A 16762-nucleotide genomic window follows, 5' to 3' on the forward strand; every position below is an offset into this window, starting at 1 on the left:
ATAATTTCTTTACAATTAATAATAGAATAAGTTATCATTAAAATATAGTTGTTAAAAATGGATAATAGTGGTACAAATTTATGATTATAAAAATATGTTGGGGGGAGTGATAGTAGTGAAGAAAGCTATAACGGCTTTAGGGATTGGAGCAGTAGCAGTATCTGTTAGTTCCATACATGCAAGTGCTCTTGAAAAGGGAGTTGTGACAGCTAGTGCTTTAAATATAAGAAGCGGGCCAAGTGCTGATTGTGACAAAGTAGCAAAGTTATATAAGGGAAAAACTGTAGAAATTTTAGAAAAATCTAATGGTTGGTATAAAGTAAGAGTGTCAAGTTCTGTTGTTGGCTGGGGAAGTTCAAAATACATATCAACGAGTGGTTCATCTGGAAGTACTTCGAATCAAAATAATTCAACATCAAGTGGAACATCTATTAGTGGGAATGGAAAAGTAAATGTCAGTTCTAGATTAAATATAAGAAGTGGTGCAGGTACAAACTACTCATTAGTTGGTAAAGCAAATAATGGAGATGTAGTAAAGTTATTAGAACAAAGTAATGGATGGTATAAAATAAAGCTATCAAATGGAGTTACTGGATGGGCTAGTAGTCAGTATATCTCAAAAACATCAGAAGATGTTGGAACAAATGATTCTAATTCAAGTAATACTACTAATAATAACAACACTGATAAAAATCAATCTAGTGAAGTATCACTTGAAGGCAAGAAGGGAAAAGTAACATCTACTGTAAGTTTAAATGTAAGAAGTGGTCCTGGGACAAGCTATTCTGTAATCGGAAAATTAAATGGTGGAGATGTTGTTGAGTTAAAAGCTAAAAGTAATGGATGGTATAAAGTAAAATTATCAAATGGGACAACTGGATGGGTAAGTTCTAGTTATATTTCTGAGACTACTGAAGGATTAAAAGAAAACTCTAATTCATCATCTAATAATAATTCCCAATCTAATAGTAATTCAAATTCTTCATCTATTGGAAATTCAGATAAATCGACTGTAAATGGTTCAAAAGTAGTAGATTTTGCATATACACTTATTGGAATACCATATCAATGGGGAGCATCTGGTCCAGATAAGTTTGATTGTTCTGGATTTACACAGTATGTTTTTAAACACTCAGTTGGACTTTCTATACCAAGAGTTTCTAGAGAGCAAGCTCAATTTGGAAGTGCAGTTTCTATGGGTAACTATGCACCAGGAGATTTAGTTTACTTTGATACTGACGGAGATGGAGCAACGAACCATGTAGGTATATATGTAGGCAATAGTAAGTTTATACATTGTAGTGGAACTCAAACTAATCCTAATAAGGTTAAAGTAGACAATTTGACTACTTCATATTGGTCTAAAGCATTGCTTGGAGCAAGAAGATTTGCTTCGTAGATATAATTTTTATTAAAAAATTAAAATAAATAAGTTTTCTATTCATAAATTGAGACTCTTAAAAATATACTTTATTAATAATATAATTTTGGGAGGGGACAAACTAATGAATAGAAGAAAGACGATATACAGAGGATTTAATAATAATAGACATAAGATAGATGTGCGTAAGTATATAATAACTATTGCTTGTTTATGTTTGATTGGCTATTATTCTTATACAAAAATAAAAGATAGCAAGATGTTAGAGTATATATCAGCTAAAATACCATTTCTAAATAGTTCATCAGATATAACTTATAAAGATATATCTGATGAACTAAATGCCATAAAAAATGGAAAAAAATCTAAATCACAAACCAATTCAAATAATACTCAAAATAATAATTCAGAAAAAGCAGTAAATAATACCAAGGAACCAGAAGAAGTAAAATTAGCTACTATTGAAGGCTGGGATATATATACCATCCAAGTTGCTGCAATAGATAATGATGACGATTTGAAAAAAATACAAACATCATTAGTTAGTAGTGATATACCTTTTTCAGTTATGGAGAAGGATGGAGTAAAAAAAATACAAACATACTCTTCTTTTGATGAAAATGAAGTTAGAAAACATATGAGTTCTATAAGAAAAGTATTTCCAGATGCGTTTTTATCTCATTTAGATGCACCTATGCTATCTTTAGAATATACAAGTAATTATGCTTATATAGATAGTATATCCAAAGAATTAAATAAATTAATAACAAACTTTAAAGAAGAATCAAGTTTTTGGTCGAATGATGAAAATAATGTAGATATGGAAAAATATAATACTATTTTGACAAATAGAAAGGCAATATCACAAAATATATCAAAAGAAGCTGAAAAGATTGATTATTCTGAAATGAGTTTATTTAAAGATAATTTGATTGACTATGTAAAGAACATAAACGAAAAAATTGATACTGCCTCAAAAGCAGCAAATGAAGAAAAATATAGTGTAAGTAAAAGTCTACTTTTATCATCTATGCAAGAGTATTCTTTGTTCATAAATTCCATAAAATAAAATACAGAAAATTTAGACTTTAGAAAGCTATAGGAAAAGGATTGTTTAATAAGACAATCCTTTTCCTCGTTTTAACTTAATAAAGAGGCGTTGATTTATAAAATAAATTATAAAAATAGGGATATTTTTTTAACAATTGTTAAGATTTTTTAATATATATAGTATACTTATAGAAGGCAGAAAAAATGTTTTTTTATAGATAAGGGGGTAAAACAATGAAACTCTTAACTTTTAAGGGAGGGATACATCCTCCATATAGAAAAGAGTACTCTAACACAAAGGCACTTGAAAAAGCTCAAGCTCCAAAGATAGTTTACATTCCTCTTCAACAACATATAGGGGCACCAGCTAAACCTATTGTTGAAGTTGGCGATGAAGTAAAGTTTGGGCAAAAAATAGGTGAACAGCAAGGTTTCGTTTCATGTAACGTTCATTCTTCAGTATCAGGTAAAGTTATTGCTATTGAACAACATGAAGTACCAGGTGGTTCAGCTCAATGTGTAGTTATCGAAAATGACTTCAAGGAAGAATTACATGAAAGTGTTCAACCAAAAGGTCAGTTAGAGGATTTGAGCAAAGAAGATATAGTAGGTATCATAAAAGAGGCAGGAATAGTAGGTATGGGTGGAGCTACATTCCCTAACCATGTAAAAGTATCTCCTCCACCAGACAGTAAAGCAGAAGTAGTTATATTAAATGGGGCAGAATGTGAACCATATTTAACTGCAGACCACAGATTAATGGTGGAAAATCCAGAAGATGTTGTATTTGGTTTAAGAGCATTAATGAAAGTATTAGATGTTAAAAAAGGATTTATAGGAATTGAAACAAATAAACCAGATGCTATAGAAGCCATTCAAAATGTAGCTAAAGATTATAGTGAAATCGAAGTTGTTGGCCTTCAAGTGAAATATCCACAAGGAGCAGAAAAACAACTTATTTATGCGTGTACAGGTAAGGAAGTTCCATCAGGCGGATTGCCAATAGCAGCAGGTGCAGTTGTTGACAACGTTGCCACAGCAGCTCAAATAGCTAAATCTATTAAAACAGGTATGCCTTTGGTAGAAAGAATTACTACAATAACAGGTAGCTGTATCAAAGAACCTAAAAACCTAATAACAAAAGTTGGGACATTAGTCTCAGAAATAATAGACCAATGTGGTGGTTTTAAAGAAGATAAAAAAGTTGGTAAAGTGATAATGGGTGGACCTATGATGGGGATAGCTCAATATACTACTGAAATAGCAACTAATAAAGGTTCTTCAGGGATTTTATGTTTAGATGAAGAAGAATCACGTACACCAGATGTTCAAAATTGTTTAAGATGTGGAAGATGTACAGATGTATGTCCATCATTCTTACAACCACTTTTCATAAGTGCATATTCTTTGAAGGAAGATTATGACACAGCTGAATATCATAGAGCTATGGATTGTATAGAATGTGGGTCTTGTTCATTTATTTGTCCAGCAAGAAGACCATTACTTCAATCTATAAGATCAGCAAAAAGAGAAATAGGAGCAAAGAGAAGAAAGCAAGCTGCTCAGAAATAAAGAAAGTTAAGGGGGAAAAACGATGGAAAATAAGTTGATAGTATCATCTTCTCCTCATGTGAGAAGTAATGAAGATACTTCATATATAATGAAACAAGTTATTATAGCACTCCTTCCAGCAGCAGTAGCAGGAGTATACTTCTTTAGACTTAATGCATTGAGTGCTATGTTTTTTTGTATACTTGGTACAGTAGGTACTGAATTTTTATATCAAAAACTTATGAAGCATAAAAGTACTATAGGAGATTTTTCAGCTGTTGTAACAGGATTATTATTAGCATTTAACGTACCAGCATCACTTCCTTGGTGGATGTGTCTAGTAGGAGGAATATTTGCAATATTAGTAGTTAAAATGGTATTTGGTGGAATTGGATGTAACTTTGTCAATCCAGCACTTGCTGCAAGAGCATTTTTATTAGCATCATTTCCAGTAGCAATGACTGCTTGGACTCAACCAGGTGTTAACTGGATAGGTAAAAATTTAGATGCAGTTACTACTGCAACACCATTAAGCTTTTTGAAAAATGGAGCAGCAGGATTAGCAGACCTTTCTAGCAATGGAATTAGTCTCGCTGATATGATGATTGGTAATATTGGTGGATGTATAGGTGAGACATCAGCAATATTATTATTATTAGGTGGAGTATACCTAATGTATAAAGGCATAATAAATTATGTTATCCCAGTATTTTACATAGCAACTGTATTTATATTAACATTCCTTTTAGGTGGATTTAATATAAATTTTGCAATATATCAACTGTTTGCTGGAGGACTTATGTTAGGTGGATTCTTCATGCTTACGGATTATACAACTTCGCCTATGACTAAGAAAGGTCAAATAATATACGCTGTATTAGCAGGTCTTATAACAACTGTTATAAGAATGTATGGTGGATATCCAGAAGGTGTATCTTACTCAATACTACTAGTAAACTGTCTTGCACCACTTATAGATAAGTTTGTTAGAAACAGAGTGTTTGGGGAGGTGGCTAAATAATGAATAGTATGGTAAGACTAGGTGGAACTTTACTTGCTATAAGTGCAATAGCCTCATTAGCACTTGGAGCTACAAATCAAGTTACAGCTCCAGTAATAGAACAAAGAAATATACAAGCAAACAATGAACTTAGAAAAGCAGTACTTCCAGAAGCAAAAGAATTTAAAGAAATGAAGGAAAGTACTTATAAAGACCTTGGAGATGGTCTTATAGCTGAAGTATATGAAGGGCTAGATGGTTCTGAGGTAGTAGGATATACTTTAAAAGCTAAACCAAGTGGCTATGGTGGAGAAATTGAAGTTATGGTAGGTATATCAGCTGATGGCCAAGTTACAGGTGTTGATATTGGTAATATGTCAGAGACAGCAGGACTTGGAGCAAAAGCTAAAGATGATGCATTTAAAGGTCAATACAAAGGAAAAACTGCTGAACCTCTTGAAGTAGCAAAAGGAAGCACAACAGCAGAAAATCAAATATTAGCAATATCAGGTGCAACTATTACATCTACAGCAGTTACTACAGGAGTAAATGCTGCAATAGATGTCTTCAATAGTGCTCTTAATAAATAAGGAGGGTTAATTATGAATTTAGCTAAAGTATTTAAAAATGGGCTAATAGATGAGAACCCAACATTTGTGCAAGTTATAGGTATGTGTCCAACACTAGCCGTTACAACTTCAGCAATAAATGGAATCGGTATGGGTCTTTCAACAGCAGCAGTTTTAATATGTGCAAATTTAGTTATATCATTACTAAGAAAAATCACACCAGATAAGATAAGAATACCTATATTTGTAGTCATTATAGCTACATTTGTTACAATAGTAGGAATGGTTTTAAAAGCATATGTTCCTGCTCTTGATAAGGCTCTTGGTATATATATACCATTAATAGTTGTTAACTGTTTAATACTAGCTCGTGCAGAAAGTTTTGCTTTTAAAACTGGTCCACTAGCTTCAATTGTTGATGGTGTAGGTCAAGGTCTTGGATTTACTGTTGCTCTTACAGTAATAGGTGCAGTAAGAGAATTACTTGGAAATGGTAGTTTATTTGGAATGACACTATTTGGAGCATCTTTCCAACCAGTATTAATATTTATATTACCACCAGGTGCATTCTTAACATTAGGATTCTTATTTGCAGGATTTAATAAATTAAGAAGTAAAAAAGCGTAGTGGAGGTGTAATAAATGAATTTAATACTTTTATTTTTAAGTATCGTTCTTGTTAATAACGTTATAACATCTCAGTTCTTGGGTATATGTCCTTTCTTAGGAGTGTCTAAGAAAGTTGATACAGCAGTAGGGATGGGAGTTGCAGTTACATTCGTTCTAACTCTAGCTTCAATTATAACTTATTTTATACAAATTTTATTAGTAAAGACTGGAACTGAATTTTTACAAACAATAGCTTTTATATTGGTTATAGCTTCTATAGTTCAGTTCGTTGAAATGGTAATTCAAAAGATGAGTCCATCTTTATATCAAGCATTAGGAGTTTATCTACCTCTTATAACTACAAACTGTGCAGTTCTTGGTATAGCTCTAGTTAATGTTCAAAAAAGTTATAATTTAGTAGAAACAATAATAAACGGATTTGGAGCAGGAGCTGGATTTACTTTAGCAATAGTAATATTCGCAGGTATAAGAGAAAGACTAGAATTAGCTGATATACCAGAAGCGTTTAAAGGTTTCCCTATAACACTTATATCAGCAAGTTTAATGTCAATAGCTTTCTTAGGATTTACAGGACTTATAAAGCTATAAAAAAGAGGGGTGAAAATAGTGATACTTACAGCTGTATTAGTTTTAGGAGTTATGGGCTTAATCTTCGGGATAGTATTAGATTTTGCATCTAAAAAGTTTGCTGTAGAAGTAGACGAAAGAGTGGAAGCTATACTAGGAGTACTTCCAGGTGCTAACTGTGGTGGTTGTGGATTCCCAGGATGTGGAGGTCTTGCAAGTGCGATAGTTGAAGGAAAAGCACCAGTTAATGGTTGCCCTGTAGGTGGAGCAGATGTTGGTGCAAAAGTTGGAGAAATAATGGGCGTAAGTGCTGAAGCAGGTGAAAAACAAGTAGCAAAAGTTATTTGTAAAGGAACTTGCTCAAGTGCAAAAGATAAATATGAGTATGAAGGAATATCTGATTGTAGAGCAGCAAATGTTTTAAATTCAGGAGCTAAAATGTGTAAGTTTGGATGTTTAGGTCTTGGAACATGTAAGACTGTTTGTAAATTTGATGCTATTTCTATAGTTGATGGAGTAGCAGTAATAGATGAAGAAAAATGTGTTAACTGTGGAAAATGTAAAGAAGCATGCCCTAAGGGTATAATAATTACAAAACCAGAAAGCCAATCAATAGTTGTAGAATGTAATAGCAAAGAATTTGGTAAAGCTGTTAAAGAAAAATGTACTGCTGGATGTATTGGTTGTGGAATGTGTGTAAAAGCTTGTAAATTTGATGCAATAATATTTGAAAACAAAATAGCTAAAATAGACCCTAGTAAGTGTGTAGGTTGTATGCAATGTGTAGAAAAATGCCCTACAAAAGTAATATCAGGTGATATAGCTAAAAGAAAGAAAGTTACTATTGACCAAGAACTTTGTGTGGGATGTACAGTGTGCAAAAAACAATGTAAGTTTGATGCAATAGAAGGTGAATTAAAAGAAAAACATAAGGTAGATGCAGACAAATGTGTAGGATGCCATTTATGTATGGAAAAATGTCCAAAGAAAGCTATTAAAATTTTGTAATATGGACAAAATAAAGATATGGAATAATTTCCATATCTCTAATGAGTACATAAAACAGAGGTATGGAATAATTTCCATACCTCTATTTTATGTATATTTATTTTATTGGTAATAAATATAACAATAGTGTAACAAAAAAGGTTCGACATTTCTGTTGAATTTTTTACAATATAGTGATAGACTAAATAGGTACAAATTACGTACAAATGAGGTGAATAAATGAATATAATCTTGGCATCAGCCTCTCCAAGAAGGAAAGAAATTCTAGAGAATACAAATGTAAGATTTGATATAATTAAAAGTGAAATTGATGAGATTATATTGGAAGGTGAAGCACCAAAACATTTAGTTATGAGATTAGCTTTTGAAAAAAGTATGTTTGTAGCATCTAAACATAAGAAAGATGTTGTTATTGGAGCTGATACTGTTGTTGTTTTAGATAATGCTATTTTAGGAAAGCCTAAAGATGAGTCTTGTGCAAGAGACATGCTAAGTAGACTATCTGGAAGAGAGCATCAAGTCATAACAGGTATTAGCTTAATAAACTTGTGCAAAGATAAAAAAATAATTGACTATGTAATCAGCAATGTAAAATTTAAAACGTTATCAGAAAAAGATATTGAGGATTATCTGAAAACTAAAGAGTCATTTGACAAAGCAGGAGCTTATGGAATACAAGGATATGGAGCTTTGCTAGTTGAAGAGATTAGAGGCGATTATTTTAATATAGTTGGACTTCCAATTTCAAAGTTAGGTGACTTGTTAAAGGAACATTTTAATATAAATCTTTTTTATGGAGTGTGATTTATCTGAAAAAGTCATTTAATTCAACCATTAAGGTAAAAGAAATGGCACTAGAGGAAAGACCCAGAGAAAAGATGCTTGCTGAAGGAGTAGAAAGCTTATCAAATGCTGAATTGTTGGCTATACTTTTAAGAACTGGTAACAAACATAAAAATGCAATCGAGTTAGCCAACTATATAATAAATAAAGATATTCAGGGTATTAGACATTTAGAGGAAATGACAATAGAGGAGCTGTGTAATATAGATGGAATTGGATTGTCAAAATCAGCCCAAATTAAAGCAGCTTTAGAACTAGGCTTTAGAGTAGCTAGTTTTAAACCTATGAAGTATAAAATAAAAAATCCTTGGGATATACATAAATATTATATGAATAGTCTGAGGTATTTGAAAAAAGAGGTTTTTAAGGCAGTTCTTTTAAATACAAAAAATGAGATAATATCTGATGTAGATATATCTGTAGGGACTTTAAACTCATCATTAGTCCATCCTAGAGAAGTTTTTAAAGAAGCTATAAAGAGAAGTGCAAGTAAAATAATAGTGATGCATAATCACCCCTCAGGAAGTGTAGAACCATCAAAGGAAGATAAAAATATTACATCAAGACTTATTAAATGTGGAGAAATAATTGGGATTGAAATAATTGACCATATAATAATTGGAGATGGATTATACTTTAGCTTTAAAGAAAATATGATAATTTGACTTTATATGTGATAAAATAGTAGGAGAATGTTTTAAACATGATTCTTAATTAGTAGGAAGGAGTAAAATCATGGCTAAGGAAAAAAAGAAAGAAAAAAGAGGTTTTTTTAGTTTTAACAAGATGACAAAGGATATGGGAATAGATTTAGGGACTGCAAATACATTAGTTTACATAAAAGGACAAGGTATTGTTGTTAGAGAACCCTCAGTTGTTGCAATAAGAGATGACAGTAAAGAAGTTTTAGCAGTAGGTGAAGAAGCTAAAAAAATGATAGGTAGAACACCAGGAAATATAGTAGCTATAAGACCAATGAAAGATGGAGTAATAGCTGACTTTGATATAACTCAATCAATGATTAGTTACTTTATACAAAAAGCAGCTGATAAAAAAGGTGTTGTAAGTCCAAGAATAGCTATATGTGTTCCTTTTGGAGTTACAGAAGTTGAAAAGAGAGCTATAGAAGAGGCTGCAAGACAAGCTGGTGCTAAAGATGCATTTCTTATAGAGGAACCAATGGCAGCGGCTATAGGAGCTGGATTAAAGGTTGAAGAGCCAGAAGGTAATATGGTAGTTGATATCGGTGGAGGTACTTCAGAAATAGCTGTAATATCTCTAGGAGGAATTGTTACTGCTAAATCTATAAGAATTGGTGGAGACGAATTTGACGAGTCTATAGTTGCCTATGTAAAAAAAGAATATAATCTTATGATAGGTGAAAGAACTGCTGAAAATGTTAAAATTAGCATAGGTTCTACATTTAAAGATGATGAAGAAATAAATATGCAAATAAGAGGTAGAGATTTAATATCAGGGTTACCTAAAACAATAGAAATATGTTCTACAGAAGTTAGAGAAGCATTAAAAGAGCCTGTGAGTTCAATAGTAGATGCTATAAAATCTACATTAGAAAAGACTCCACCAGAATTAGCATCAGACATAATGGAAAACGGAATAATGCTAACAGGAGGAGGAGCTTTACTTAGAGGTCTTGATAAACTTATTACACAAGAAACAGGAATGTCTGTTCAAATAGCAGAAGCTCCTCTTGATTGTGTTGCACTTGGAACAGGAAAGTCTGTTGAAGACCAAGAAATTTTTGAAAAAGTATTAATGATGAATGCTAAAAATTAGAAGTTGGTGATGGCCTTGAGATTTGACAAGAATAAAAATGAGAAAAAAAGGATTAATGTTAAAGTGATAGCAACGGGCGTAGTTGCTATCACTTTAATTGGAATTGTGGGTATATCAATTGGTAAGTTTTCAAGTGGAAGCCCAGTAAACTTAGGTGTAGCATCAGATGCTATTACAAGTGTAGGAAAAGGAATAAATGATGGATTTTCATTTATAAAAAATGGTTTTAAAGATATCTTAAATTATAGAGATAACTCTGAAAAGGTAAAAAAATTAGAATCAGAAAATGAAAAGCTTAAAAAAGATGTTATAGCTTTAAATACCAAATTAGACAAGACAGAATCATTAGAAGAATTAAAGAAGACACTTAGCTTTGTAGAAGAAAAATATAAAGCAACGAGTATTTCTACAAGTGTTGTAGGTAAAAATGATGGAAACTGGTATGAGAGTTTTATAATAGGTGCGGGAAAAAATTCAGGTGTAAAAAAAGAAAGTATAGTTATGAATGGCAGTGGTCTAGTTGGTATAGTTTATGAAGTTTCCAACGATTATAGTAAGGCAATTTCACTATTAGATTCTAAATCATCTGTAAGTTTTAAATTAGCAAAAAATGCTAGTGCTAAAGGAGCAATTACTCAAAATACTACTTTAGACAATAAGGATAGTTATAATAGTAAAGGTTATTTACAAGGTTATATGTTTGACTCATCATATAATGTAATTCAAGGAGATATAATAACAACATCTGGTCTTGGATTTTTCCCAGAAGGCATACCAATTGGTGAGGTTGAAAAGGTAATTGATGATAAAGATAAATCACTAAAATATGTAGTTGTAAAACCTTATGTTGATTTTAAGAATATAGATGACGTTGTAGTCATAGAACCAAGAAATATAGGATAAAGGGGATAAAAAACAATGAAAAAAGTTTTACTTTGTCTATTGGGTATTGTGGTTATGACTCTAGAAAATAGTATAACAAATTATATAAATATTTTTGGAATAAGCTTTAACTTAGTTCTTATATATGTAACTATAATTTCTCTTTATTTGGATGAATTAGAAGGTGGGATTATAGCAGCCATAATAGGGCTTATTAAGGACATAACCATTGGTGGAATTCTTGGTGTAAATGCATTAGTTTTGTTTGTTATTGCATATGCGATTGGACACATGAGGGATCAACTATATAAAGGTAGCTATATTATTACTTTCGTTTTGGTTTTAATAGGAAGTTTAATTGATTCAATTGTCAATATAGGTACATCTAGTATAATCTATCAAAGCTATAGCATATCAACACTTTTAGTAAAGGGTCTACTAGTAGCACCAATAGTGAATAGTTTAATTGGTTTAATAATATATCGCTTGTCTAAAAGAGCAGTTTTAAAACTTAAAGAAGATTAGTTGGTGATTTCATGGAAGAAAATAAACAAGTTGATAGATTTAAAATAATGAAAATAGTCATAAGCGTGATATTTTTAGCTATTTTAGTAAAAATAGTCTACATGACTACATTTAAATATGAATACTACAATGAGTTAGCTGAAAATAAAACATATAAAAAATTGGCAATAGAGGCTCCAAGGGGAGAAATAAAAGATAGATATGGAAGATTGCTAGCAGGAAATAAAAATTTATTTACTGTTCAAGTTTCAGGTAACGATATTAATAAAAAAGATGCTAATAAGCGTTCAAGAGCAAATGAAATATCATTGAAGCTTATAAATTTACTTGAGAAAAATGGTGAAGAATATGTAGATGAATTTCCTATATATGTAGAAAATGGAAAGTACTATTATACATATGACAGAGAGATTAGAGAATATAAATCAGAAAATGGAATACCAAGTGATTATAATGCTAAAGAGAGTTTTTATTACTTGGTAGATAAACTTATATCAGCAGGAATCTTGTCTCAAGAAGATAAAAGGTTAGATGCAACAAAATTACAAGCAAAACTAAATGAAAATGGATACTATCCTCCTATTTTAGTTAGTAAATGGATGTTTACAGCAGAGAGAGATAAGAGAGATTGGTTGGCCAGTTATAAAATAAAAGAGACTAATTTGAGTGCTGAAAAAGCGTTTGAAAAAGTAAGAAATAGCGATGCATTTAAGATTGATAAAAGTTTAAGTAATGAAGATGCAAGAAAAATAATGGTTGTAAGAGATTTAATAAAATCAAAAGGATATTCTCAATATAATCCAGTAACAATTGCAAAAGATGTAGGAGAAACTACCATTGCACAGATTGAGGAAAGTGCTATGGACCTTGTTGGTGTTTCAGTAGCAGTTGAACCAGTAAGATATTATCCTAATGGAACTTTAGCTTCACATATGTTAGGATATGTAGGAAAAATGCCATCAACTCAAATAGAATCATATCTACAAAAAGGATATAAAACAGGAGATATGGTAGGTCTTGCAGGAGTAGAAAAAAGTAATGAAAGCAAGCTAAGAGGAACTGATGGTTATAAAATGGTTAAAGTTGATGCATTGGGTAGAATCAGTAAAGAAATTGAATCAAAAAAACCTAAATCAGGAGATACTGTATACCTTACATTAGATAAAGATTTACAAGAAGTTTCAGATAATGCATTAAAACAGATAATAGAAGTTGCTTCAAAAGGAGGTACTTTTAAAAGTAAGTTTGGGGATAAGCCAATTAGTGCATATGCAGGAAAGGCACAATCAGCAGCTCTTATAGCTATTGATGTTAAAAATGGAGAGGTTTTAGCTTCATCAAGTTATCCTGACTATGACCCAAATAAATTTGCAAAGGGTATTTCTACAGAAGACTATAAAGCACTACAACCAAAGAATCCAAATGACTTACTAGCAGGAAGTCCACTATTAAACTTAGTTACACAAGGGGAATTCCAGCCAGGTTCTTCATTTAAGATGGTAACCTCAATGGCAGCTTTAGAAAATGGTCTAAATCCAAATTTCACTATAAATGACCCTGGAGTTATTATGCTAGGGAAAAAATCATTTGGGGACTATGTGTGGAACCATGGTAGAGGAAATCATGGTATGACAAATTTATATAAAGCTATACAAGAGTCTTGTAACATATATATGGCAACTATTGGTACAGGTAAGACATGGCCAGATGGAAAAAGTATTGGTATAGATATGAATGCAAATAAGATACTTGAGTATGCAAAACTATTTGGATTAGATGAAAATACTGGGCTTGAAGACGAAGTAGAAGAAAGAGCAGGTAAGGTGCCTAGCACAGAGGATAAATTAAAATCAACACAAGCATTGTTAAAATCAGCTTTAGATAGAGAAATGGCCAATGACTTTGTTGATATAACTAGAGATAAAAATCCTAAAGAATACGAAAAAAGAATTGATGAAATTGTAAGTTGGGCAGCTGAAAAGAAAACTCCTGGTAGAGTAGAAACGATGAATAGATTGAAAAAATTGGATGTTAAAGAAAATAGAGTGGAAGATGTAGCGGATATGGCGGTATTTAGTTACTTTAACTTTGCAAAATGGAGTACTGCTGATACATTCAACTTAGCTATAGGGCAAGGTGAAAATGCCTATACACCAGCTCAAATATCAAGATACGTAGCTGCTATAGCAAATGGAGGTAATTTAGTAGAATTATCTGTAGTTGATAGAGCTGTTTCAAGTGATTATTCATCAGTAAAAATTAATGACCAAAAGAAAGTGGAAAAAATACCTTTCAAAAATCCAGACAATCTAAAGGAACTAACAAAAGGTATGAAATTGGTTGCTAGACAAGGTACAGCAAAAAGTGCTTTTGCTGATTTCCCAATAGATGTAGCAGCAAAGACTGGTACAGCTGAGAAAAGTGGTAAAATACCTACAGATAATGAATATGAATATTTAAAGAGTCATATGTCATCTTATAATGTTAATCTAAATGATGCAATTAAAATGGCTGATAAGATGAAGGCAGAAAAAGAAAAAGAACTTTCATTAGCTAAAGAAAAAGAAATAAAGAAAAAACTAGAAAATAAAGATTTAAAAGACGAAGAAAGAAAGAAATTAGAAGAAGAATTAGAAGATGGAGTAAAAGTTAAATTAGAGGATACTGATAAAGTGAATTCTTCATATTTAAGAAAAGCTATAAAAGAATTAAATCCAAAAATAACAGATGACCAAATAGATAAGTTTAAAGCAGATTATGGTTCTTTTACATGGACTGTTGCATTTGCACCAGCAGATGACCCAGAAATAGCTGTTGTATGTGTAATTCCTCAAGGTGATTCAAGTGTATTCTCACTTTTACCAACTAGAGAAGTTATTGGAACATATATGGGATTAGAGCCAACTAATGGTAAAAAAGACAACAAGACGGATGATGTTAATAATTCTTCTGACGAAAATATAAATTTCGAGTCACAAATCAATAGATAAGTTAAATCCATTTATAAACTTTAGCTTTATGTAGAAAAAATAAAAGGGTTTAAAGCGCATTTGAAGAATATAAATGATATATCACTCTGGAGGTTGTTATGTCTTTAAGAGAAATTTGTAGTCAAGAACTAGTAGAGTTCAAGGGTAATAAAAGAGGGATAATAGTAAATATAAAAAGAGAAGCTCCATTTGAAGAAATACAAGAAAATATAATAAACAAATTGGAAGCGTATGTTGGTTTTTTTAATGGTGCTAAAATTAGTAAAATTAACAGTGATTATTTAACTGACATGGAGATTCTAGAATTAAAAGAAGGAATTACTTCTAGATTTGATGTGGAATTTGTTGAAGATCAAAAAATTGAAGAAAATAATAATTTTCAAACAAAATATGTCAATACCCTAAGATCTGGCGAAAATATTGAATTTGAAGGTGATGTAGTCATATTAAATGATATGAGACCTGGTTCAAAGGTCATTTCAAAATCAAATACAGTTGTTATGGGAGATATAAATGCTGGCGCTAAGGTTGTAGCAGGAGGAAATGTTTTTGTAATGGGGAAAATAGAAGGTTTTGTGCATGCAGGTTCAGAGGGCAATGAGTTTGCTTATGTTGTTGCTGGAAATCTTAATCCAAAAATATTGCAAATAGCAGATAATATTGCAGAAGCTCCAGATGATGAAGAAAATTATGAAATTGAATCAGAAATTAGCCCAGAAATAGCCTTTGTGAGTAATGGAAGAATTGTAATCGAAAGCTATTTGTCAAAGTTGGACAAATAGAAAGAAAAATAGGGGGTAGTATTATGAGCGAAGTTATAGTTATAACATCCGGTAAAGGTGGAGTTGGAAAAACTACTACCGCAGCAAACTTAGGAACTGCGCTAAGCCTAGAAAATAAAAAAACTGTAGTTGTAGATGCAGATATTGGACTTAGAAATTTAGATGTAGTAATGGGTCTTGAAAATCGAATAGTTTATGACATAGTAGACGTTGTTGAAGGAACTTGTAGGCTTAAGCAAGCTCTAATAAAAGACAAAAGATTTGATAATCTATATTTATTACCAGCAGCACAAACTAGGGATAAAAACGCTGTATCAGTTGAGCAAATGGTTGACCTATGTGAAAAATTGAAAGAATCTTTCGAGTATGTAATAATAGACTGCCCAGCAGGTATTGAACAAGGATTTAAAAATGCAATAGCAGGTGCAGATAGAGCTATTGTGGTTACAAATCCAGAGATATCAGCAGTAAGAGATGCAGATAGAATAATAGGTCTATTAGAAGCAAATGAAATAAAAGAAATAAGATTAGTTATAAATAGAATTAGAAATGATATGGTTAAGCGTGGAGACATGATGGACAAACAAGATATAATAGAGATACTAGCAATAGATTTATTAGGTCTTGTTCCTGATGATGAAAGTATAATTATATCAACAAATAAAGGTGAACCAGCAATACTTGATTCAAAATCTCTTGCTGGTCAAGCATACAAAAATATCGCAAAAAGGATACTAAATGAAGAAGTTCCTCTACTTGAACTTGAAGTTGAAGATGGATTCTTTGGTAGACTAAAAAAAATGTTTAGCATGGCTAAGTAGCAAAGGAGGATACATCTGTGTTAGATTTATTTAGAGTTTTTTCTAACGAAGCTAAAACTAGTAAATCTGTTGCTAAAGAGAGGTTAAAACTAGTTTTAGTTCATGATAGAGTAGATTGTTCACCACAACTTTTAGAGATGATAAAAACAGATATTTTAAAAGTAATAGCCAACTATGCAGAAATAGAAGAAGATGGCCTTGAAATCAAAATGTCTAAATGCAGAGGTGAACATGATGACAAACCTGTATCTGCATTAGTTGCTAATATACCATTAAAGAATATTAAAGATAGATGTATGTAATTAGTGCTTAAAAGGGGGATATCCTTATTGGTATATGCCCCTTTTATTTAATTATATGTTTAAAG

The 16762-nt window shown here is 31.6% G+C and carries 17 protein-coding genes; all 17 read left to right on the plus strand.

Annotated elements, in window-relative coordinates; all coding sequences use genetic code 11:
* Positions 1-115: 115 nt before the first annotated feature.
* Complete coding sequence (locus IC213_RS08985; RefSeq protein WP_227434068.1) at positions 116-1399, plus strand: C40 family peptidase; 1284 nt, start codon at positions 116-118, stop codon at positions 1397-1399.
* A gap of 106 nt (positions 1400-1505) precedes the next feature.
* A complete protein-coding gene (locus tag IC213_RS08990; RefSeq protein ID WP_227863017.1) occupies positions 1506-2450 on the plus strand; it encodes a hypothetical protein in 945 nt (314 codons plus the stop codon).
* 215 nt (positions 2451-2665) lie between these two features.
* Complete coding sequence (gene rsxC / locus IC213_RS08995) at positions 2666-4003, plus strand: electron transport complex subunit RsxC (protein WP_227434070.1); 1338 nt, start codon at positions 2666-2668, stop codon at positions 4001-4003.
* A 22-nt stretch (positions 4004-4025) separates the two neighbouring features.
* Positions 4026-5003 carry an RnfABCDGE type electron transport complex subunit D gene (locus IC213_RS09000; RefSeq protein ID WP_227434071.1) on the plus strand — a complete coding sequence of 326 codons (978 nt, stop codon included), beginning with the start codon at positions 4026-4028 and terminating at the stop codon, positions 5001-5003.
* Entirely contained in the window at positions 5003-5572 is a 570-nt protein-coding gene (locus IC213_RS09005; RefSeq protein WP_227434072.1) for an RnfABCDGE type electron transport complex subunit G, read from the plus strand. The genes IC213_RS09000 and IC213_RS09005 overlap by 1 nt, the downstream gene beginning before the upstream one ends.
* A gap of 12 nt (positions 5573-5584) precedes the next feature.
* A complete protein-coding gene (gene rsxE, locus IC213_RS09010) occupies positions 5585-6178 on the plus strand; it encodes an electron transport complex subunit RsxE (protein WP_227434073.1) in 594 nt (197 codons plus the stop codon).
* Positions 6179-6192: 14 nt separating this feature from the next.
* Positions 6193-6768 carry an electron transport complex subunit RsxA gene (rsxA, locus tag IC213_RS09015; RefSeq protein ID WP_054269663.1) on the plus strand — a complete coding sequence of 192 codons (576 nt, stop codon included), beginning with the start codon at positions 6193-6195 and terminating at the stop codon, positions 6766-6768.
* Positions 6769-6783: 15 nt separating this feature from the next.
* On the plus strand, positions 6784-7755 hold the full coding sequence (locus IC213_RS09020) for an RnfABCDGE type electron transport complex subunit B (protein WP_227434326.1): 972 nt from the start codon (positions 6784-6786) through the stop codon (positions 7753-7755).
* 219 nt (positions 7756-7974) lie between these two features.
* Positions 7975-8559, plus strand: a complete 585-nt coding sequence (locus IC213_RS09025) for a Maf family protein (RefSeq protein WP_227434074.1) — start codon at positions 7975-7977, stop codon at positions 8557-8559.
* Positions 8560-8603: 44 nt separating this feature from the next.
* Positions 8604-9263, plus strand: a complete 660-nt coding sequence (radC, locus tag IC213_RS09030) for a RadC family protein (RefSeq protein ID WP_227434327.1) — start codon at positions 8604-8606, stop codon at positions 9261-9263.
* A gap of 70 nt (positions 9264-9333) precedes the next feature.
* A complete protein-coding gene (locus IC213_RS09035; protein ID WP_269469188.1) occupies positions 9334-10395 on the plus strand; it encodes a rod shape-determining protein in 1062 nt (353 codons plus the stop codon).
* Between the two features lie 9 nt (positions 10396-10404).
* Positions 10405-11298 carry a rod shape-determining protein MreC gene (gene mreC / locus IC213_RS09040; RefSeq protein WP_227434075.1) on the plus strand — a complete coding sequence of 298 codons (894 nt, stop codon included), beginning with the start codon at positions 10405-10407 and terminating at the stop codon, positions 11296-11298.
* Between the two features lie 15 nt (positions 11299-11313).
* Positions 11314-11802, plus strand: coding sequence for a rod shape-determining protein MreD (mreD, locus tag IC213_RS09045; protein WP_227834669.1), 489 nt, complete (start codon positions 11314-11316; stop codon positions 11800-11802).
* 11 nt (positions 11803-11813) lie between these two features.
* Complete coding sequence (locus tag IC213_RS09050; protein WP_227434077.1) at positions 11814-14792, plus strand: penicillin-binding transpeptidase domain-containing protein; 2979 nt, start codon at positions 11814-11816, stop codon at positions 14790-14792.
* Between the two features lie 98 nt (positions 14793-14890).
* Positions 14891-15574: a septum site-determining protein MinC gene (gene minC, locus IC213_RS09055; protein WP_227434078.1), complete on the plus strand. Its 684-nt coding sequence runs from the start codon at positions 14891-14893 to the stop codon at positions 15572-15574.
* A 23-nt stretch (positions 15575-15597) separates the two neighbouring features.
* On the plus strand, positions 15598-16395 hold the full coding sequence (gene minD / locus IC213_RS09060) for a septum site-determining protein MinD (RefSeq protein WP_227434079.1): 798 nt from the start codon (positions 15598-15600) through the stop codon (positions 16393-16395).
* Between the two features lie 17 nt (positions 16396-16412).
* On the plus strand, positions 16413-16697 hold the full coding sequence (gene minE, locus IC213_RS09065) for a cell division topological specificity factor MinE (RefSeq protein WP_054273171.1): 285 nt from the start codon (positions 16413-16415) through the stop codon (positions 16695-16697).
* The last annotated feature ends 65 nt before the right edge of the window (positions 16698-16762 follow it).

Origin of the sequence: Clostridioides sp. ES-S-0049-02, assembly GCF_020658465.1 — a bacterium.
Taxonomy (GTDB): Bacteria; Bacillota; Clostridia; order Peptostreptococcales; family Peptostreptococcaceae; genus Clostridioides.

What these genes read in the sequence shown, in the direction of transcription:
- IC213_RS08990 (WP_227863017.1), top strand. Translation starts at nt 1,506, where the DNA reads ATGAATAGAAGAAAGACGATATACAGAGGATTTAATAATAATAGACAT.
- rsxC (WP_227434070.1), top strand. Translation starts at nt 2,666, where the DNA reads ATGAAACTCTTAACTTTTAAGGGAGGGATACATCCTCCATATAGAAAA.
- IC213_RS09000 (WP_227434071.1), top strand. Translation starts at nt 4,026, where the DNA reads ATGGAAAATAAGTTGATAGTATCATCTTCTCCTCATGTGAGAAGTAAT.
- IC213_RS09005 (WP_227434072.1), top strand. Translation starts at nt 5,003, where the DNA reads ATGAATAGTATGGTAAGACTAGGTGGAACTTTACTTGCTATAAGTGCA.
- rsxE (WP_227434073.1), top strand. Translation starts at nt 5,585, where the DNA reads ATGAATTTAGCTAAAGTATTTAAAAATGGGCTAATAGATGAGAACCCA.
- rsxA (WP_054269663.1), top strand. Translation starts at nt 6,193, where the DNA reads ATGAATTTAATACTTTTATTTTTAAGTATCGTTCTTGTTAATAACGTT.
- IC213_RS09025 (WP_227434074.1), top strand. Translation starts at nt 7,975, where the DNA reads ATGAATATAATCTTGGCATCAGCCTCTCCAAGAAGGAAAGAAATTCTA.
- radC (WP_227434327.1), top strand. Translation starts at nt 8,604, where the DNA reads ATGGCACTAGAGGAAAGACCCAGAGAAAAGATGCTTGCTGAAGGAGTA.
- IC213_RS09035 (WP_269469188.1), top strand. Translation starts at nt 9,334, where the DNA reads ATGGCTAAGGAAAAAAAGAAAGAAAAAAGAGGTTTTTTTAGTTTTAAC.
- mreC (WP_227434075.1), top strand. Translation starts at nt 10,405, where the DNA reads ATGGCCTTGAGATTTGACAAGAATAAAAATGAGAAAAAAAGGATTAAT.
- mreD (WP_227834669.1), top strand. Translation starts at nt 11,314, where the DNA reads ATGAAAAAAGTTTTACTTTGTCTATTGGGTATTGTGGTTATGACTCTA.
- IC213_RS09050 (WP_227434077.1), top strand. Translation starts at nt 11,814, where the DNA reads ATGGAAGAAAATAAACAAGTTGATAGATTTAAAATAATGAAAATAGTC.
- minC (WP_227434078.1), top strand. Translation starts at nt 14,891, where the DNA reads ATGTCTTTAAGAGAAATTTGTAGTCAAGAACTAGTAGAGTTCAAGGGT.
- minD (WP_227434079.1), top strand. Translation starts at nt 15,598, where the DNA reads ATGAGCGAAGTTATAGTTATAACATCCGGTAAAGGTGGAGTTGGAAAA.